14 protein-coding genes and 1 pseudogene are annotated in these 18,397 nt (G+C 70.5%); 10 read left to right on the top strand and 5 right to left on the bottom strand.

The features are described from left to right. The gene (locus AC068D_RS02870; RefSeq protein ID WP_478821116.1) at positions 1 to 417 is read left to right on the top strand and encodes a hypothetical protein; all 417 of its coding nucleotides are present in this window, start codon (positions 1 to 3) and stop codon (positions 415 to 417) included. Between the two features lie 186 nt (positions 418 to 603). Continuing rightward, positions 604 to 1,425, top strand: a complete 822-nt coding sequence (locus AC068D_RS02865; RefSeq protein WP_478821115.1) for a metallophosphoesterase family protein — start codon at positions 604 to 606, stop codon at positions 1,423 to 1,425. Positions 1,426 to 1,444: 19 nt separating this feature from the next. Here AC068D_RS02865 and AC068D_RS02860 read toward each other — a convergent pair whose 3' ends face one another. Further along, positions 1,445 to 2,215 carry a VOC family protein gene (locus AC068D_RS02860; RefSeq protein WP_478821114.1) on the bottom strand — a complete coding sequence of 257 codons (771 nt, stop codon included), beginning with the start codon at positions 2,213 to 2,215 and terminating at the stop codon, positions 1,445 to 1,447. Between the two features lie 136 nt (positions 2,216 to 2,351). Here AC068D_RS02860 and AC068D_RS02855 point away from each other — a divergent pair, with 136 nt between their 5' ends. Both AC068D_RS02855 and AC068D_RS02850 read left to right on the top strand, forming a co-directional pair. Further along, positions 2,352 to 2,933, top strand: a complete 582-nt coding sequence (locus tag AC068D_RS02855; protein ID WP_478821113.1) for a nucleotide triphosphate diphosphatase NUDT15 — start codon at positions 2,352 to 2,354, stop codon at positions 2,931 to 2,933. Then, complete coding sequence (locus tag AC068D_RS02850) at positions 2,930 to 4,519, top strand: sigma-70 family RNA polymerase sigma factor (RefSeq protein WP_478821112.1); 1,590 nt, start codon at positions 2,930 to 2,932, stop codon at positions 4,517 to 4,519. Before AC068D_RS02855 ends, AC068D_RS02850 begins: the two co-directional genes overlap by 4 nt. A 276-nt stretch (positions 4,520 to 4,795) precedes the next feature. On the opposite strand, the pseudogene AC068D_RS02845 reads toward AC068D_RS02850, so the two are convergent. Together AC068D_RS02845 and AC068D_RS02840 are read right to left on the bottom strand one after the other, a co-directional pair. Next, positions 4,796 to 5,023: pseudogene (locus AC068D_RS02845) on the bottom strand (nuclear transport factor 2 family protein); the annotation flags it as partial. An 86-nt stretch (positions 5,024 to 5,109) separates the two neighbouring features. Then, positions 5,110 to 6,312 carry an alpha/beta hydrolase family protein gene (locus AC068D_RS02840; RefSeq protein ID WP_478821111.1) on the bottom strand — a complete coding sequence of 401 codons (1,203 nt, stop codon included), beginning with the start codon at positions 6,310 to 6,312 and terminating at the stop codon, positions 5,110 to 5,112. A 618-nt stretch (positions 6,313 to 6,930) separates the two neighbouring features. On the opposite strand from AC068D_RS02840, the gene AC068D_RS02835 reads away from it, so the two are divergent. The 5 genes from AC068D_RS02835 to AC068D_RS02815 all read left to right on the top strand — a co-directional run bounded on the left by AC068D_RS02835 (position 6,931) and on the right by AC068D_RS02815 (position 15,175). Beyond that, positions 6,931 to 7,158, top strand: coding sequence for a type A2 lantipeptide (locus AC068D_RS02835; protein ID WP_478821110.1), 228 nt, complete (start codon positions 6,931 to 6,933; stop codon positions 7,156 to 7,158). A gap of 103 nt (positions 7,159 to 7,261) precedes the next feature. Then, the gene (locus AC068D_RS02830) at positions 7,262 to 8,116 is read left to right on the top strand and encodes a hypothetical protein (protein ID WP_478821109.1); all 855 of its coding nucleotides are present in this window, start codon (positions 7,262 to 7,264) and stop codon (positions 8,114 to 8,116) included. 107 nt (positions 8,117 to 8,223) lie between these two features. Beyond that, a complete protein-coding gene (locus tag AC068D_RS02825; protein ID WP_478821393.1) occupies positions 8,224 to 10,341 on the top strand; it encodes an NHLP family bacteriocin export ABC transporter peptidase/permease/ATPase subunit in 2,118 nt (705 codons plus the stop codon). Positions 10,342 to 10,393: 52 nt separating this feature from the next. Beyond that, a complete protein-coding gene (locus AC068D_RS02820; RefSeq protein WP_478821392.1) occupies positions 10,394 to 13,243 on the top strand; it encodes an NHLP bacteriocin export ABC transporter permease/ATPase subunit in 2,850 nt (949 codons plus the stop codon). Positions 13,244 to 13,702: 459 nt separating this feature from the next. Next, a complete protein-coding gene (locus AC068D_RS02815; RefSeq protein WP_478821108.1) occupies positions 13,703 to 15,175 on the top strand; it encodes a glycosyltransferase family 39 protein in 1,473 nt (490 codons plus the stop codon). 168 nt (positions 15,176 to 15,343) lie between these two features. Here the strand turns inward: AC068D_RS02815 and AC068D_RS02810 are convergent, their stop codons facing one another. After that, positions 15,344 to 15,781, bottom strand: coding sequence for an ATP-binding protein (locus AC068D_RS02810; RefSeq protein ID WP_478821107.1), 438 nt, complete (start codon positions 15,779 to 15,781; stop codon positions 15,344 to 15,346). 148 nt (positions 15,782 to 15,929) lie between these two features. After that, positions 15,930 to 16,913: a helix-turn-helix domain-containing protein gene (locus tag AC068D_RS02805; protein ID WP_478821106.1), complete on the bottom strand. Its 984-nt coding sequence runs from the start codon at positions 16,911 to 16,913 to the stop codon at positions 15,930 to 15,932. Positions 16,914 to 17,022: 109 nt separating this feature from the next. Between AC068D_RS02805 and AC068D_RS02800 the strand changes: the two genes are divergently transcribed. Further along, positions 17,023 to 18,054: a saccharopine dehydrogenase family protein gene (locus AC068D_RS02800; protein WP_478821105.1), complete on the top strand. Its 1,032-nt coding sequence runs from the start codon at positions 17,023 to 17,025 to the stop codon at positions 18,052 to 18,054. Positions 18,055 to 18,397: the final 343 nt, after the last annotated feature.

The following is an 18,397-nucleotide window of genomic DNA, read 5'->3' as shown; positions in this document are numbered from 1 at the left end:
ATGGCCGCTCTGCTGTCCCGCCGCCAGGCCCGGGAGGAGGCCGGTGCGATCCGGCTGCAGCGCCTGGACGTACCACCCGGACTGCCGACCACGCTGGGTTACGACGCGGTCGGCGTCCCTGCGCGGCACGGACTCCGGCTGCTGACCAAGCTGCCGCACACAGGCTGTGTCTACGCGGACACGGACTGGTGGTGGTGGATCGTGCCCGCCGGCTCCGACCTGGAGCTGACCTGGCCACTTCCCTCCTGCTATGCCCACGGGGGGTATGTTCCGGCCATGCGGCCGCGGCTGATCCACTGGCCCGACGACGCCAGCCCGTACACCCCGCCGATCCCGCTGTACCTCATGGTCTGCCAGATCACGGGAACCGCCCCCGCCTGGGCGAACCACGGACTCAGGAGCGCACAGGAAGCCTGAGCGGCGACGCCGGCCGGAACACACCTGCCGGGCCGGATATCTGACCTTCCGTCAGCACGGACCTGGGGTCTTTCGTGGCAAGATCCGAACGAGAGGCCCCAGGGGTGGCGGAAGGCGCCTCCCGGCCCCTGGCAATGGGAAGATCGACACGATGTCCCGGCAGGCCGTCCGCACACGGGGGTTGCATTGTCTCTGCTCGCCATCAGTGATCTGCACATCAATCATCCCGAGAACCGCAAGCACGTCGAAGCGCTGCGGCCCCAGTCCGACAACGACTGGCTGCTGGTCGCAGGTGACGTCGCCGATCTCGTGCCGGACGTGGAGTGGGCACTGAGTGTGCTGCGGGACCGGTTCGCCACGGTGGTCTGGGCACCAGGGAACCACGAACTGTGGACGGTCGCCGCCGACCCGGTGCAGGCGCGCGGTGCGGAGCGCTACGCACTGCTCGTCGAGCTCTGCCGGCGGCTCGGGGTGCACACGCCCGAGGATCCCTACCCGGTCTGGACGGGCGAGGACGGCCGGCCCCTCGCGATCGCGCCGCTGTTCCTGCTCTACGACTACACGTTCCGCCCGGACGGCACGGCCACCCAGGAGGAGGCCCTGGCGCAGGCGTACGACGCCCATGTGGTCTGCACCGACGAGCACTTGCTGCACCCCGATCCGTATCCGAGCCGCGAGGCCTGGTGCCGGGCCCGGCTGGAACTGACCCGGGAACGGCTGGCCGCCGTGCCCGATGGACTGCAGACAGTGCTGGTGAACCACTATCCACTGGTGCGCGAGCCGACACGGGTACTGCGCTACCCGGAGTTCGCACTGTGGTGCGGAACCGAGCACACGGCGGACTGGCACGTCCGGTACCGGGCAAAGGCGATGGTGTACGGACATCTCCACATTCCCCGGACCACCTGGCACGACGGAGTGCCGTTCCACGAGGTGTCGGTCGGATATCCGCGCGAATGGCGTCCGCGGGGCGGGGGCCCGGCGCTGCCGACGACGGTGCTGCGCTGACGGCGCCGGCCGGGGGAGGTCAGTGCTCTGCCGTGGGTGGTGTGTGGACGCCGAATGCCGCCCCCTGCGGATCGTGCAGCAAGGCGAAGCGCAGCCCGTCCTCCATCTCCACCGGTTCCAGGAGGACTCCCCCGCCCGCACCTGCCGCCGTGCGCGCGGCCGCGTCGGCGTCCGTCACCTCGAAGTAGGGCAGCCAGTGCGCCGGCGCACCGGCCGGGAAGCGCTCGGCGTCCATCGTCAGCATGCCGCCGAAGTCGTCGCCGCCGGTGCCCCACTGGGTGTAGTGCTCCGAGGTGCTGACGGTCCAGCCGAAGACGGCCGGATAGAACCGCTCCGCCTGTGCCGGATCACGTGTCAGCAGCTCGACCCACCCCAGGGCGCCCGGGGCGTTGAGCAGTTCGGCGCCGGCGAAGTCGCGCCCCTGCCAGAGCGAGAAGACCGCGCCCTCGGGGTCCGCCACCACCGCGAACCTGCCGTCCTCGAAGACATCCATCGGTCCGGTGAGCAGTGCGCCACCCGCGTCGGTGACCGCTGCCGCGGTGGTGTCCGTGTCGTTCGTGGCGAACGAGACGGTCCAGGCCGTCGGCTGCTCGTTCTGGTACAGCGGGGTCAGCGCGGCGACCGCACTCCCGCCGACGCGGGCCACGGTGTATCCGCCCGCCTCGGCCCGGGGGTCGGCGGCCGTGCGCCAGCCGAAGAGCTTCTCGTAGAAGACCTGTGCCACCGGCATGTCGCTGGTGCCGAGCTCCACCCAGCAGGGACCGCCGACGACGGGCGTGGACGTCCTCATGGTCGCACCTCCGCGGGTCGGTTCCCCCGCAAGCACGCTATGCCGGTTGCGTCACAGCGGCCACCGGTGCATCCCCCGTACGATCAGGCACCGCTGCGCCCGGCCGGGCATGGCGAGACCGTCCGAAAGGCCGAGGGTGTCCCACTTCGCGAGCCAGTCCCCCGACGGTGAGCCCGGTGCGGCCGCCGAACGCCCCGCCCGGGCGTTCCCGACCCCCAACGGCCTCACCGGCATCGGCATGATCGTCGTCGACCGGAGCGGCCGGATCCTTCTGGGACTGGCCCACAACGGCAGCTGGGAGCTTCCCGGCGGCAAGGTCGACCCCGGTGAGAGCTTCGAACGGGCAGGGGCCCGGGAACTGGCCGAGGAGACGGCGCTGCGGGTCGGCGAGGAGGACGTGACGATCGTCGCCGTGGTCCTGGACGGCGAGCGGGGCATCCCCAGGATCTCGGCCGCCGGCCTGGTCCTGGATGTCGAGGGCGAGCCTCGGGTCACCGAGCCGGACAAGATCGTGCGCTGGCACTGGCACCGGCCGGACGAGGTACCTGCCGAACTGTTCGCGCCGTCCGCCGCGGTACTGCGGTCCTGGCGACCCGATCTAACACTTCCGAATGTTCCTGCGTACTCCTATGCGATTTCTGTTATCGGGGCGGAGGCAGGGCGTCTCCCCTTCGACGGAGGAGACATGCCCCCCAGGAAGAGAGTGGACACAGCGTGAGCAGCGAACGCGAAGTCGCATTGGTCAAGGCAGCGCAGGACGGGAGCCAACAGGCGCAGGACGCGCTCGTCGCCGAGTACCTTCCGCTGGTCTACAACATCGTCGGCCGGGCCCTGAACGGCCATGCGGACGTGGACGACGTGGTGCAGGAGACGATGCTCCGGGTCCTCGGTGGCCTGGACGGTCTCCGCAGCCCGGAGAACTTCCGCAGCTGGCTGGTCGCCATCACGATGAATCAGATACGCGGCCACTGGAGGGAACGCACCTCGGGCGCGATACCCACCGGTGGCGGCCTTGCCGACGCGTTCGATGTCGTCGACCCCGGCGCGGACTTCGTGGACCTGACCATCACGCGGCTCGGGCTCTCCGGTCAGCGCCGCGAGACCGCCGAGGCGACCCGCTGGCTGGACGAGGACGACCGGGCCCTGCTGTCCCTGTGGTGGCTGGAGGCCGCCGGGGAGCTCTCACGCGCCGAGGTCGCCGAGGCGCTGGAGCTGACGCCGCAGCACACGGCGGTACGGGTGCAGCGGATGAAGGCCCAGCTGGAGACGGCCCGCGTCGTCGTCCGTGCGCTGGCCGCCGAGCCGCGCTGTGTGCTGCTGGAGCAAATAGTCGCCGGCTGGGACGGCATACCCTCGGCCCTCTGGCGCAAGCGCCTGGCCCGCCACGCCCGCGACTGCACGGTCTGCGCGGGCCACTGGTCCAACCTGGTGCCCGCCGAGGGCCTGCTGGTCGGCCTCGGCCTCGTCCCGGTGGCGGCCGCGCTCGCGGACACGGTCGCCACGCCGGCCCTGGTCACCACGGCCTCTGCACACGCGGCCCAGGCCCCCGCCTCCACTGCCGCCTCCGCCAGGACCCAGGCCCGGCTGGAGCGTGCCAGGCGCCGGCGCCGTACCACGACCGTGGCCGCAGCGGTCGCCGCGCTGGTCGCCGCAGGCGGGGCGGTCAGTCTTCTCACCGGCCCCGAGAAGAAGGACGAGACCTCCCCTTCGACGGCGGCCGCGCCTGCCTCCCCCGTGCTCCCCCCGGCCACCGAGAGCCCGTCCCCCTCCCCGACCCTCTCGGCCTCCCCCTCCGCGAAGCCGAAGCCGAGTCCCAGCAAGTCGTCGGCCAAGCCGTCGCCGAGCCCGAGCAAGGCCAAGCCGAAGCCCCAGCCGAAACCCGACACCCCGCAGGCGCCCGACCCGGAACCGGCCACGCCGAGCGGCACCGCCGAGCAGGTCATCGCCCTGGTCAACACCGAGCGTTCCAAGGCGGGGTGCGGCCCGGTGAGCAACAACAGCAAGCTCGCCTCGGCCGCCGGCAACCACTCGTCCGACATGGCGGCCCGCGACTTCTTCGACCACAACAACCCGGACGGCCAGGACCCCGGCGACCGCATCACCGCGGCCGGCTACCGCTGGAGCACGTACGGCGAGAACATCGCGCGCGGGCAGCAGACCCCGGCCTCGGTGATGGACTCGTGGATGAACAGCCCCGGTCACCGGGCCAACATTCTCAACTGCTCCTTCAAGGAACTGGGCGTGGGCATCCACAACGGTGCCGGTGGCCCGTGGTGGACGCAGGCCTTCGGCACACAGCTCTGACGGTGCGGACCGACAGGTCCGCCGCGCCGGGACCCACCGCTCGATTCCGCCGGCCCTCAGTCCCGCCGGCGCTCCCCCTCGACCGCCAGCTCGTTGAGGGGGCCGTCGGCGAGCGTGGCACTGGTCGGTGACGACCGGCAGCCGTGAGAGCGCGGTGGGGTCGTTGAGTCCCACCTGGGCGAGGACCGACGTCTGGTCCCAGTAGATGTGCTCGCTCGAGATCAGGGCGCCCTCGAAGGACACCACCGCGATCACGGCAACGCTGACGGGCCGCCCGGTGGGCGCCACTCCGGGCAGGATCCAGTGCACCTCGATGTCGTGCGTGAAGGAGACGAGCATTTCGTCGACGATGCGGTCGTGGCCGGTGGTGCGTGTCAGCGTGGTGATCGTGAAGTCCCGCGGATTGTGTCCCACGAACCAGCGCCGGTAGAAGTCGCGCACCGCCTCTCGGCCGCGGGCTCCCACGGCCGTGGGCACATGGAGCACCGCGGGCGCGCCCGTCATCGTCGTGTCGATGTCCGCGGTGGTGAACCCACTGCTGGTGTGGAGATCCCAGACACGTTCCAGGTCGGCGGAGCCCGGGGCGGTGGTCATGCCGGCTCCCGGTGGTTGAGCGTCGTGTCCAGCCAGTCGAAGACCCGCTGGTCGAACAGCGAGCGGTTCCATGCCTGGCACGGGCCGGAAGCACCGTCCTCGGCACGGAAGCGCACCAGGGTCTTGGGGACGTTCAGCGTGTCGAAGAGCAGCTGGGCCTGCCCGGAGAGCGGATCGGAGTCGTTCGCGACGACGAGCGTGGGGCAGCCGATTCCGGCGGCGATGCCGGACAGCCGGTAACGGTCCATCTCGACGACCCACTCACCCAGTGACCCCACCCCGTGCACCCACAGGGCCTGCTGGACGAGCCGCCAGCGCATGACGGGATCTTCGGCCACCGTGGCCATGAACGCGTCGAGGGCCTTGGGGTCGGTGTCGGGCAGCCGGTCCTTCAGCTCCCGAGGGAGCGGAAGGGCGTCAAGGGGATCGAACTGACCCGGGTCGGCGATCAGGGCGGCGACCCGGTCGTCCCCGGACACGCCGCGCGGCGCGAGACAGCCGCCGAAACCCCACCCCATGACGGCGATGCGTCCGGCGTCGATCTCCGGCCGTGCGACGGCGTAGTCCAGGACCGGCCGCAGCACGCTCTCCCAGTCCGGGCGCATCCGCAGCCCCTGCTCCACCAGCGCACGGCCCTGCCCCGGACCGTCGGCGAGAAGGCATGCGTAGCCGCGCCGCACCGCGGGCAGGGCGTGGGACCAGTACATCTCGTGGATGTTGGAGTCGTAGCCGTTGACGGCGACCACGGCCGGCCGTGCGACGCTGTTTCCCTCGCCGGCCGGGAGGCAGAGACAGCCGGGCAGTGTCGTGTCCTCGAAGGGGATCTCCACCAGTTCGACGGGCCGGTCCGCCAGGGCGGCGTACCGTGCGAAGCACTCGCGCTCCCGCTTGAAGGCGGCGCCGAGCCTCGGGTCCACGGGGAAGCCGAACAGCGGCTGGTACGACATGCGGTTGTACGTCGTTGCCCGCCGGAACCCCTCGGCCGCGCTCCTACGGTGCCCGTGGCCGGCACTGGTCTCGGCCGCCGCCGCAACCCTGGCTGCGGTCGCCGACCAGGCCCGGTGCCACACATCGCGGTCGCCGGGCGCGATGTGTGCCGCGGTCACCGCGCATTCTCCGTACTCGGCGCCCCCTCGGCCGATCAGCATCAGGGCCCGCTCGGCATGCATCTGGAAGAGCGGGTCGTCGAACAACTGCATGGCGATCCTCATTACGGAACGGACGGCGGTGAGCACCTCGTGGGCCCGCCCCCGCTCTCCGGTCGGGGGCGGCGAAGGGCCCTCTCCCGACCGATCCTTCACGGGGCGCTGTCCACGCCGCCGAGGCGCGCCGGGCACGGGGCCAACCGGGTCCGGCCGGCGCCGCGCCCTCGACCGCGCCGGACAGCAGCACCGGAACCGTATCTTCCGGAAACCTGCACATTGAACACTCAACCACTGCGGCGGAGCTGAGCCCCACTCAGCACACCAGCACCACTTGGGGGCATGGCAATCCATTGGTGCGGGAGTGTCCGATTCGAAGCCGGGACCGCCACCCACCCATGAGGAATTCGACCCGTGAAGCTTGTGAAGAAGTCGCCACCGAGGCGTGGACACACCTGCACGCGAACGTAATTCCATGACCTGGAGGCCGCTGGACGGCAGTTGTCGGATTGGCTGTGCAGCACGTCGTCGTGCTTTGATCCTGCGCACCGCGGAAGTTGCGCCGACGGTTCCTGATCCATCGGGTATCCGCACGACCGCTGACACGGCCGGATCGTTTTCCGGCGGAGCCGGCCGTGACCTTTGAGAAATATCCACATGAAGGGAAGCTCGATCATGGACTTCACCCCCCAGGTTGCAACCGCGGAGATCTCCGACAGCGACCTTGACGGCATCTCCGGCGGCCTGCAGAGCGCCGTTGTCAGCGGTGTGGTCGGCAACGCCACCTCCACCCTCGACTCCGTCGCCCCGGTTTCGGGCATCCTCGGCACCGCCGTCGGCACCGTCGAGTCCGCCACGGGCCTCAACACCGGTGCCGTCACCGGTCTGGTCGCCGGTCTCTGAACCGGTCCGAGTGAGCCCCGGAACCTTTCCCGTTCCGGGGCTCACCGTGCTTTTCACACACTGACACCCTGACCCGGACATTTGCAGTCGAGGGAAGAGTTACGTGCAGTTCCGCCAGAAGGCCCTTTCCAAACTGCAATCACCCGAAGAAATAGATCTTCCGGTGCGTTTTGCCCGCCCGCAGGGATGGCTTGCGCTGACCGTCACCGTTGCGGCGATGGCAGCAGCCTGTTTCTGGGCCGTAAACGGCTCCGTTTCGTCCACTCTCAGTGCACCCGGCATTCTTACGCATGCGCAAGGCAGTTATGTCCTGCAGAGTCCGGTCGGTGGCCAGGTCACCGCAGTTCTCGCCGACGAGGGTGAGCGACTGGCCGCGGGAGCCCCGTTGCTGAAGGTCCGTACGGAGCGGGACGAGCGGACGGCCGACGGCGAAGAGCAAGCCACGCAGGAGGAGCAGGACGACACCGTCGTCCGTACCATCGCCGCGGGCCGCGTGACCTCCCTCGTGGCCACCATCGGCGCGGTCGTCACCACCGGGGCCGATGTGGCCGTCGTGGAACGGGTCGAGAACGCCGAAGCCCCGCTGATGGTGATGCTCTACCTGCCGCCCGACAGCGGCACCGCCGTCGCCCTCGGCGCCCGCGTCGACCTCACGGTGCAGTCCGTCCCCGCCCAGCGGTACGGAGTGCTGCGGGGCAGGGTCAAGGCGATCGGCAGGGTCTCCCAGACACGGCAGCAGATCACCGCGTTCCTCGGCGACGGCCAACTGGGCGAGCAGTTCTCGGCGCAGGGCCGGCCCGTACCGGTGCTGGTGGGGCTGGAGAGGTCGTCCCGGACGAAGTCCGGCTACCGATGGTCGTCGCCGGACGGGCCGCCGTACGCGCTCGCCTCCATGACACCGGCCACCGGCACGGTCCATCTGGCGGACCAGCGCCCGGTCGATTGGCTCCTGCCATGACCGGCGCACCGCCCCGGACCACCGCCCACGGCCGCCGCCGGGCCCCGTCCGTGCCGCGTGTGCGACCGGTGGTGCAGAAATCCGTCCGCACGCCCACCGTCCTCCAGATGGAGGCCGTGGAGTGCGGCGCGGCGACGCTCGCGATGGTGCTCGGGCACTACGGCAGGCATGTACCGCTCGAGGAACTGCGCATCGCCTGCGGCGTCTCCCGGGACGGCTCACGGGCCAGCAACATCCTCAAGGCGGCCCGGAGCTACGGTCTGCAGGCCAAGGGCATGCAGATGGAACCGGCCGCGCTCGCCGGGGTCAAAGCGCCCGCCATCCTCTTCTGGGAGTTCAACCACTACGTCGTCTACGACGGCATGGGGCGCCGTCTCGGCCGTCGCGGGGTGCACATCAACGACCCCGACAAGGGCCGCCGTTTCGTGTCGACGGAGGACTTCGACACCAGCTTCACCGGCGTGGTCCTGGTCCTCGAACCCGGTGAGGGGTTCCGCAGGGGCGGCAGGCGGCCAGGTGTGCTGCGCTCCGTCCCGGCCCGGCTGCGCGGCACCACCGGCACCATGCTCGCCGCGCTGTTCGCCAGCCTGCTGCTGGTCGCGGTCGGCGCGGCCCTGCCCGCGCTGAGCCGTACCTACATCGACATGTTCCTGGTGGGCCGCCAGACCTCGCTGCTCGGTGCGCTCTTCGCCTCGATGGCCGCGATGGTGGTGCTGACGGCCGTGCTCACCGGCCTCCAGCAGGCGAATCTGCTGCGCGGGCGGGTCATCTCGTCGACCCTGAGCAGCGCCCGCTTCTTCCGGCATCTGCTGCGGCTGCCGGTGACGTTCTTCGCCCAGCGCAGCCCCGCCGACCTCGTCCAGCGGCTGCAGTCCAACGATGCGGTCGCCGAGACCCTGGCGCGGGATCTCACCGCTTTCGGCGTCGACGGGATCGTCGTGATCCTCTACGCGGTGCTGCTGTGGACGTACGACCCCCAGCTCACCGTCGTCGGCGTGCTGATCGCGCTGCTCAACGTGGTCGCCATGCGGGTGGTGGTGAGGCTGCGGGCGACCCGTACCCAGAAGCTCCGCGCGGACAACGCCCGGCTCACGAACACGTCCTACAACGGCATCCAGCTGATCGAGACCATGAAGGCGACCGGCGGTGAGAACGGCTACTTCCGCCGCTGGGCGGGGCAGCACGCAACGACCCTCGAGGAGCAGCAGCGGCTCGGTGTCCCGAGCGCCGCGCTCGCCGTCGTGGCTCCCACGCTCGCGACGTTCAACAGCGCGCTCATCCTGTGGATCGGCGGGCTGCGGGCGGTGGAGGGTCATATGTCGATCGGTCTGCTCGTCGCCTTCCAGGCACTGGTGACCCGATTCACCGCGCCGATCACCCGGCTCAACGGGATGGCCGGCCGGATCCAGGACTTCGCGGCCGATGTGGCCCGGCTCAAGGACGTCGAGAACTTCCCCGCCGACACCCTCTACACCCGCCGCGAACCACCCGCGAGCACCCGCAGGTTGATGGGCCATGTGACGCTGGACGGCATCACCTTCGGCTACAGCCCACTCGACAAACCGCTGCTCACCGACTTCTCCCTGTCGGTCGGGCCGGGCCGGCAGGTCGCCCTAGTCGGCGGCTCTGGCAGCGGGAAGTCCACCGTCTCGCGCCTCATCGCCGGGCTCTACAGCCCATGGGAAGGGGCCGTCCGGATCGACGGGCAGCGTCTCGACGAGATTCCGCGCGGCGCGCTCGCGGCCTCGGTCTCCTTCGTCGACCAGGACGTCTTCCTCTTCGAGGGGACCGTGAGGGACAACGTGGCACTCTGGGATCCGTCGGTCACGGACGAGGCGGTGACCGACGCGCTGAAGGACGCGGCGCTGTACGACGTGGTCGCGCGCCGTCCCGGCGGTGTCCACGGCCGGGTGGAGCAGGACGGGCGCAACTTCTCCGGCGGGCAGCGGCAGCGTCTGGAAATCGCCCGCGCTCTGGTGCGCCGGCCCAGCGTGCTGGTGCTCGACGAAGTGACGAGTGCCCTGGACGCGGAGACCGAGCAGCTCATCATCGACAATCTGCGGCGGCGCGGCTGCGCCTGCGTGGTCATCGCCCACCGGTTGAGCACGGTCCGCGACAGCGACGAGATCGTGGTGCTGGACCATGGCTCCGTCGTGGAGCGCGGGCGGCACGAAGAACTCGTCGCGCGCGGGGGCGCGTACGCCGAACTGGTCAAGGAGCACTGAGGTGATCCCGGTTCAGCCCGGCCACCAGGCCGCCTCGGCCCATCCGGAGGACATGGTCCTGGCCGCTCTCGGCGGCCTCGGAGGGCACATCGACTGCACCGGACTGCGCAGCCTGCCGTTGGAGGGGCCCCAGGTGCTGTGGCTCGTGGTGGGCGGGGCACTGGATCTGTTCGCGGTCGACGCCGCCCAGCAGGGCCACTGGCATTTCCTGGGCCGTCTCGAGACGGGCACACTGCTGCTCGGCCCCGTCGACGGCCCTCGGCACACGCTGGTCGGCAGGCCCTCACAGGGGTGCGTACTGCGCCGGATCCCGCTGCGGGAGCTGTACCGGCCGCAGGAGTACACCGACCCCTGGTCGTACGAGCAGCAGTACCGCAGCCGGTACGACAGTCAGGACGGCACCCTGAGCCTGCTCGAGCACGCCTTCGCGCTCGGTGCCGGCCGGGGCCAGCGCGTGCTGTTCGAGGCGCCGCTCGACGGCCGGACCACGGACGAGGCGGCGGCGACCGACGAGGACGTTCTGTGGCTGCCCGTGTTTCCCGGCAGTGTGCAGTACGGCGCCGCATTCAGTGCGGAGGCCGCATCCGATCTGCTCGTCGACGGCACGCTGTGGCAGCAGATGGTCAATCAGCAGTACCGGCTCCTGTCAGGGCTCGACCGCTGGATCGAGCGGCTGGAGCGCGCACACGAAGACCGGGCGGCAGCGGGCATGAAGGCGGGCGAAGCGGTCCGCGTCGGCGCCGACCAGGCGCTGCTGGCATCCATCGGCCGGTCCCCCAGGGCCGCCCGGGTGAGCGGGGATCCCTCCGTGCCGAGAGGCGCAGCGGGCGCGTCTGACGACGCGGTGTACGCCGTGTGCCGGCTCGTCGCCTCGGCAGCCGGGATCACGCTGACGGAGCAGCTCGTCGGCGGCACGGGGAGCCCTGCCGACGAGCGGACCGGCCCGGTCGAACGCATCGCGCTCTCGTCGCGCATACGCACGCGCACGGTGCGGCTCGAGGGGAGCTGGTGGCGGGAGAACTGCGGTCCGCTGGTGGGCCATCGTGCCAAGTCGGGGGCACCGGTGGCCCTCCTGTGGCGCCGCGGCGGATACCGGGCGGTGAACCCGGCGACGGGCAGCCGCATGCGCGTCGACGAGCACAACGCCGAGGAGTTCGCGTCGCGTGCCGTGATGTTCTACCGGCCGCTGCCCGAACGCCCGCTGAGCGCCTGGCGACTGGTCCGTTTCAGTCTCCACGGCACCCGTCCGGACCTGCGCAACCTGGCGGTCGCCGGCCTGGTGGCGGTGGCGCTGGGGGCACTGGTGCCGATCGCCACGGGCCAGGTGCTCGGTGTCTACGTACCGAACGGCGCGACCGACCTCATCGTGCAGGTGTCCGTGGCCGTCATGGTCACCGGCATCGTCTCCGCGGCCTTCATGCTGTTGCAGAACCTCACCATTCTCCGGATGGAGGGCCGGATCGAGAGCACACTCCAACCGGCTGTGTGGGACCGCCTGCTGAGGCTGCCGACCACGTTCTTCGCCGAACGCTCGACCGGGGAACTGGCAAGCGCGGCGATGGGCGTGAGTGCGATCCGCCGGCTGCTGTCGGGGGTCGGCCCCGTGGTCGTCCAGGCGAGCACGGTGGGCGCGATGAACATGGTCCTGCTGCTCGTCTACAGCGTCCCTCTCGCACTGGCGGCGATCGGGATGCTGCTCGTCATCGGAAGTGTGTTCCTGACCCTGGGCCTGTGGCAACTGCGCTGGCAGCGCCGGCTCGTGGAGCTCGGCAACAAACTCAACAACCAGGCGTACCAGACCCTTCGCGGGCTGCCGAAGCTACGGGTCGCCGCGGCGGAGAGCTTCGCCTACGCGGCCTGGGCCAAGCAGTTCGCGCGCAGCCGCGAACTGCACCGGAGGGCCGGCCGGATCCGCAATCTGATCACCGTCCTCGATGCGGTCTATCTGCCGTTGTGCGCGCTGATCATGTTCGTCCTGCTGGCGGGTCCGGCGCGGGACAGCCTGACGGCCGGCGAATTCCTCACTTTCCACACCGCCGTGACGATGATGCTGGCGTCGGTGACCCAGCTGACGGGGGCACTCGTCTCGGCCGCCGCCGTGCTCCCGATGTTCGAACAGATCAAGCCGGTGCTGGAGGCGGCGCCCGAGGTGCGCGGGGCCAGCACCCAGCCCGGTGTGCTCACCGGCGCGATCGAGGCCCGGAAACTGTCGTTCCGCTACACCGATGACGGCCCGCTCGTGCTCGACGACGTGTCGCTCATGGTGCGGCCGGGCGAGTTCGTCGCGATCGTCGGCCCGAGCGGCTGTGGCAAGTCGACCCTGCTGCGGCTGCTGATCGGCTTCGACCAGCCGGCCTCGGGCAGCGTGCTCTACGACGGCCAGGATCTCGCCGCCCTGGACCAGGCGGCCGTGCGCCGCCAGTGCGGGGTCGTCCTGCAGAACGCACAGCCGTTCACCGGCTCGATCCTGGAATGCATCTGCGGCACCGAGCCGTTCACCCAGGACGAGGCCTGGGAGGCGGCCGCGATGGCGGGCCTCGCCGAGGACATCCGTCGTATGCCCATGGGTATGCAGACCATGATCGCCGGCTCGGGTGCCGTCTCCGGCGGTCAGCGCCAGCGTCTGATGATCGCCCAGGCCCTGGTGCGCCGCCCGCGCGTCCTCTTCTTCGACGAGGCCACGAGCGCCCTGGACAACGCGACCCAGCGGATCGTGACCGAGAGCACGCGCGCGCTTCGGGCGACGCGGGTGGTGATCGCCCACCGGTTGTCGACGGTGATGGACGCGGACCGGGTCATCGTGATGTCGGACGGACGCATAGTGCAGGAGGGACCACCGGCGCAGCTGCTGGCGGACACGGGCGGGCGACTGCACGAGCTGGTCCGGCGGCAGATGGCGTGAGAGCCCGCCGTTCGGCCGGCCGGAGGGCGGTCCGGCACTCTCGTGGCGGCGCCCGAGCCCGCCGGTTCAGGACCCCGCCGGTGCCTCCGACCGGACCATGAGACGGCCGAAGGCCCCCGGCATCCCCCCGAGGGCGACGGCCTGTCGTCGAAGACCGGCCAAGTCCCGGGCGCCGCTGCAGTGGTTCTGCTCCGGGCCCCGGCCGAGGGCCGCGAGGCCACGGAGGCCTGTATCAAAGCGGACGGTGCAGGGAGGAACAGGGCCCGGGCGCCGGCGTGACGGTGCTGGTCGGCCGCCCTCTCATCGAACGTGATAACTATTGTTCCCGGCAGGACACGGGATCGGTGTCGCGCCTTTCTTGGCGCTCCGAGTTGCCCAACAACCCATCCCGAAGTCCTCCTTCATGCCCAAGACCGCTGAGCTTGATCGCACCGCCACCCCGAGGGCCCGAACACCTCCATGACTTCCCACATAGCCGTTCTCCGGCGCCGCCTGCCCCTTTGGTCGATCCCGATGCTGTGGACCCTGGTCCTCGGCCTCTGGGGGCTGCACCGCCAGCACAGCGTGTGGCGTGACGAGGCCGCGACCTGGCAGGTGGCCCAGAGGTCGATTCCCGAGATTCAGCACATGTTGGGTCAGGTCGACGTGGTGCACGGGCTCTACTACCTGCTGATGCACGGACTCTTCGAATGTTTCGGGCCCAGCACCACGACCCTGCGACTGCCCTCCGTGCTGGCCATGACCGTCGCGGCGGCGTGCGTGACGGTCATCGGCCGCCGACTGGCCGGGGCCTGGGCGGGCTTGGGAGGCGGACTGGCCCTCGGTCTGCTTCCCGCCGTGCAGTTCTATCTCCAGGAGGGCCGTCCCTACGCGCTCGTCACGGCCGGAGCCGGGATCGCGACTCTGCTACTGGTGACCATCATCGACGAACGTGGCCGGGCGATGTACTGGGCGGCCTACGGCAGTACGGTCCTGATGTGCGCGCTGCTCAACTGGCTGTCGCTTCTGATTCTGCCCGCGCACTTGGCGACCCTGATCTGGACGAAGACCCGGCGCGGGGTATGGGCACGCTGGGCGGTGACCTCAGCGGCCGCCATGGCAGGTGCGGCGCCGTTGATCCTGTTCAGCCGAGGCCAGTCCGCACAGGTGTCCTGGATACCACCGCTGACATGGCACATGATGATCGGTCCGGCGGTCCTGCTCACGATCGGCGGGTTGGGGGCCCTGGTCGACCGGCCGCAAGCCGGCCGACTGTCGGCGGCGGCGGTCGGGCTGCCACTGCTCGCGGTGCCGCAGATCGCGCTGATCGGCCTCTCGCTGGTGCAGCCGTTGTTCCTGGACCGCTACGTTCTCTTCAGCATGCTGGGTCTTGCGCTGATGATCGGTGTCGGGCTGGGTGCTGCGGTGAGGGCGGCCACGCCGAGGTTCCCGAAGGCATCGATATGGCTCCTCCCCGTGTTGGTCGCCGTGGCCATGGTGGCGCTGCTGCCGCAGTCGTTGGCCAAGCGGTCTCCGGCGAGCCGGGTGGACGACGTCCTGGCAGTGGCGGCAGACGTCCGGCGGTTGAAGCAGAACGGAGATGCAGTGCTCTTCGTACCGGCGGCGCGGCGCGACACGGAGTTGGTCTCCCCCGACGCCTTCACCGGTCTGCGGGACATAGCTCTGGCCGAGAGCCCGAAGAAGTCCGGGACGCTGAAGGGTGTGGAGGCCGGTCCCGCTCGCATACGGGCTGCCATGCTGACTCAGCAGCGGATCCTCCTGGTCACGGACGCATCGAAGGTGGCGAGGCCGGTCTCGGCGGAGCGGGACAAGGTGAAGACCTCCGTACTGAAGAAGTACTTCACGGTGACAGCGGACGAGCAGGTCCGCGGTCGCAGGGTGACCGTGTACGTGCAGCGGGGGCCGGCTCGACGACCGGGCACCGGAGCGTGAACCACGACGGCGCATGCTGCTGGGCCGGCAGGAATCCGTCTCGCATCCCCCATTGCGGTCCGGATGCGGAACGCAATCGTGCGCTCGGTGGGCGAGGAGCACACTGACCGCTGGAGACGGCACGGGAGCCCGGAACGGGAACCTCTCGCCGACTGTGGTCCGTGGGGGTCAGTGGACATCGTTCGTCCGATCGAGCAGGGGAATGTCGGCCCAGACGGTCTTTCCAGGGGGCGGGTGCGAACGTACCCCCCAGTCGGCGGCGAGTGCGGCGATCAGCACCAGCCCACGACCGCTCTCGTCCCCGTCGGTCACCATGGGCATGGACGGGAATCGTTCACCACGTGGATCGGTCACCTCCACTCTCAGTCGCTCCGGCTCGAGGGCGAGGCTGAGACGGAAGCCGCGGCCCGACAACCTACCGTGGCTGACGGCGTTCGCCGCCAGTTCGGCGACGACGAGCGCGGCGACTTCCGTACGCTCACCGTCCCGCGCCCAGCCCCATTCCACGAGCTGCTCGACCGCGAGCAGACGAGCCAGCCGGGCACCGCGCGGCGTCGAGCTCAGCAACTGTGTGAACTGCAGGACCGGTGCACCTGGTTGCGGCATACACGTCAATACGGTTTCGCTCGCCGCGGCACTCATCCGCGGGTGCGGCCCCACCGCAACAGACCGGGCACAGCCCGGAGAGCAAAGGGGACAGTCGACGGGCCTCGATGCCCCCGTCCGTGCGCACACCGGCTGTCGCTCACCCGGCTCAGGGACGTTGGCGGAGTTCGCCGCTGTCATTCGGGCCGCGGCGGGTCCGTGAGCGGAAAGTACGGCGGTAGGTGTCCGGAGACACGCCGACCGTGCGGTTGAAGTGGCGGCGCAACGTCGTGGCGGTGCCCATACCGGTGGCCGCCGCAATGGTGTCGACGCTGCGGTCGGTGGTCTCCAGCAACTCCTGGGCGTGGCGGATCCGCTGGGTCAGCAGCCATTGCAGCGGGGTGGTGCCGGTCACCGACCTGAAGTGGCGGCCCAGGTTGCGTGAGCTCATCCGGGCCCGGCGGGCCAAGTCCTCCACGGTCAGCGGATGGTCCAGCCGTTCGATCACCCAGGGGAACAGTTCGGCGAGCGGGTGGTTGTCCGGCGCCGGCACCGGAGTGGTGACGAACTGGGCCTGGCCGCCGTCCCGATGCGGCGGCACGACCAGGCGGCGGGCCAGGGTGTTGGCGATCGACGAGCCGTGGTCGAGGCGGACGAGGTGCAGACACAGGTCCATGGCAGCGGCCTTGCCGGCGGAGGTGAGCACACTGCCGTTGTCCACGTAGAGGACGTCCGGGTCCACCTTCACCTCGGGATAGCGGTCGGCCAGGGCCCGGGTGTGCGCCCAGTGCGTGGTCGCACGCTTCCCGTCCAGCAGGCCGGCGGCGGCCAGTACGAACGCGCCGGTGCAGAGGGAGGCCACGCGTGCGCCTGCCTCGTGGGCCGCGCGCACCGCGTCGACCAGGTCTTCGGGTGGGTTCTGGTCGACGTCGGCCCAGCCCGGGACGATCACGGTGTCGGCGCGCGGGAGCCGGTCGAGGCCGTGGTCGGGCTCCATCCGGAACCGGCCGACCCGCACGGCATCCGGCCCACAGACGGCGACGTCGTACCAGGGGCCCGTCACGGCGGCCGGGGCGGATCCGAAGACCTCGTAGGCCAGGGCCAGTTCGAAGTGCAGCATCCCGTCGGTGACGGCCAGCGCGACAGTGTCCATGTCCGGAATTGTACGGGGCATGGCGTTCCAGACACTCGCGTGGGGCGCCCGGCCCTCGTCAGGATGTCCATGACGGATCACAGCAGATCATTTGAGCACGGGGGAACCCATGGGGTCGAGGCAGACGGTGACGGTGTTCGGCGCGTACGGGCACACCGGACGGTTCGTGGTGGCACAGCTGCGGGAGCGCGGGTTCGTCCCGGTCCTCTCCGGCCGGGACGCCGACGAGCTGACGGTACTGGCGGCCTCACAGCCCGGACTTGACGTCCGCCCGGCGACGGTGGACGATCCGGCTTCGCTCGACCGTGCACTGGCCGGTGCGGCGGCTGTGATCAACTGCGCCGGGCCGTTCGCCACGACGGCCGCCCCCGTGATCGAGGCGGCACTGCGCGCCGGGATCCCGTATGTGGACGTGGCGGCCGAGATCGAGGCCAATGTCGATACGTTCGCGCACTTCACGGACCGCGCCCGGGCCGCAGGAATGGTGATCGTCCCCGCGATGGCCTTCTACGGCGGCCTCGGCGACCTGCTGGCCACCGCCGCGATGGGCGACTGGACGACAGCCGACGAAGCACACGTCGCGTACGGGCTGAGCAGTTGGCACCCCACCGCCGGGACTCGCGCCGCAGGCGCCGTCTCCCGGGAGCGGCGGGGTGGCCGACGCATCCGCTACACGAAGGGGCAGTTGGAGTACTGCCAGGACGCCCCGCCGACCCTGGAGTGGCCGTTCCCCGACCCGATGGGCCCGCGGGCCGTCATCGGGGAGTTCTCGATGGCTGACGTGGTCACCGTGCCCAGCCACCTCGCCGTCCCTGAGGTGCGCAACTACATGACCGTCGAGGCGGCCACGGACCTGTCGGCCCCTGACACACCGGCGCCGAGCGCGGTCGACGAGCACGGGCGGTCCGCGCAGACTTTCCTCGTCGATGTCGTCGTGCGCTCCGGCGGCACTGAACGGCGAGCCGTGGCGAGGGGCCGTGACATCTACGCCGTCACCGCGCCGCTCGTGGTGGAAGCGGTTGACCGCATCCTCACGGGACGGACCAGGACGGTCGGTGTCGCCTCCGCCGGCGAGATCTTCGACGCGCCCGACTTCCTCCGCGCCCTGTCCCCGCACATTTCCCTTGAACTGCGCCACTGAGGGCTGTCCCGCAATCCCTGGTGTGGATCAGCGCACGGCGTCGGACGCGCGGGGTCTCCCCGGGCACCGCCATGGCCGAGGGCAGGCATCGCAAGGCGGAGGGGAGCTCTCGTACCGGGCGTGTTCGGGCACTTGGGACGACGCGGCGTGGGGGTCCCCCAGCGGTAGCCGATGGAGTGCCGTGGCCGTCGTCGTGCGCCCGCCGGGGCTGACGGGACCGCCCTTGGCCCCGATTCGCCCGCGCCGTGGCGCCGGGCTGCCGGCCAACCCCGGCGCCTGGAACCGCGTTCCGAAGGTGTCGGCACCCCCGGCACACGGGCGGAGACCCCCACACCCTCCAGCA

Source organism: Streptomyces sp. NPDC043861, assembly GCF_056435905.1.
The sequence above is the reverse complement of the archived record's forward strand: the minus strand, read 5'-3'. Positions and strand labels throughout refer to the sequence as shown.

Coding starts and splice junctions, on each gene's coding strand:
- AC068D_RS02870 (WP_478821116.1), top strand. CDS start 1: ATGGCCGCTCTGCTGTCCCGCCGCCAGGCCCGGGAGGAGGCCGGTGCG.
- AC068D_RS02860 (WP_478821114.1), bottom strand. CDS start 2,215: ATGAGGACGTCCACGCCCGTCGTCGGCGGTCCCTGCTGGGTGGAGCTC.
- AC068D_RS02840 (WP_478821111.1), bottom strand. CDS start 6,312: ATGCAGTTGTTCGACGACCCGCTCTTCCAGATGCATGCCGAGCGGGCC.
- AC068D_RS02835 (WP_478821110.1), top strand. CDS start 6,931: ATGGACTTCACCCCCCAGGTTGCAACCGCGGAGATCTCCGACAGCGAC.
- AC068D_RS02825 (WP_478821393.1), top strand. CDS start 8,224: ATGGAGGCCGTGGAGTGCGGCGCGGCGACGCTCGCGATGGTGCTCGGG.
- AC068D_RS02820 (WP_478821392.1), top strand. CDS start 10,394: ATGGTCCTGGCCGCTCTCGGCGGCCTCGGAGGGCACATCGACTGCACC.
- AC068D_RS02815 (WP_478821108.1), top strand. CDS start 13,703: ATGACTTCCCACATAGCCGTTCTCCGGCGCCGCCTGCCCCTTTGGTCG.
- AC068D_RS02810 (WP_478821107.1), bottom strand. CDS start 15,781: ATGCCGCAACCAGGTGCACCGGTCCTGCAGTTCACACAGTTGCTGAGC.
- AC068D_RS02805 (WP_478821106.1), bottom strand. CDS start 16,913: ATGGACACTGTCGCGCTGGCCGTCACCGACGGGATGCTGCACTTCGAA.
- AC068D_RS02800 (WP_478821105.1), top strand. CDS start 17,023: ATGGGGTCGAGGCAGACGGTGACGGTGTTCGGCGCGTACGGGCACACC.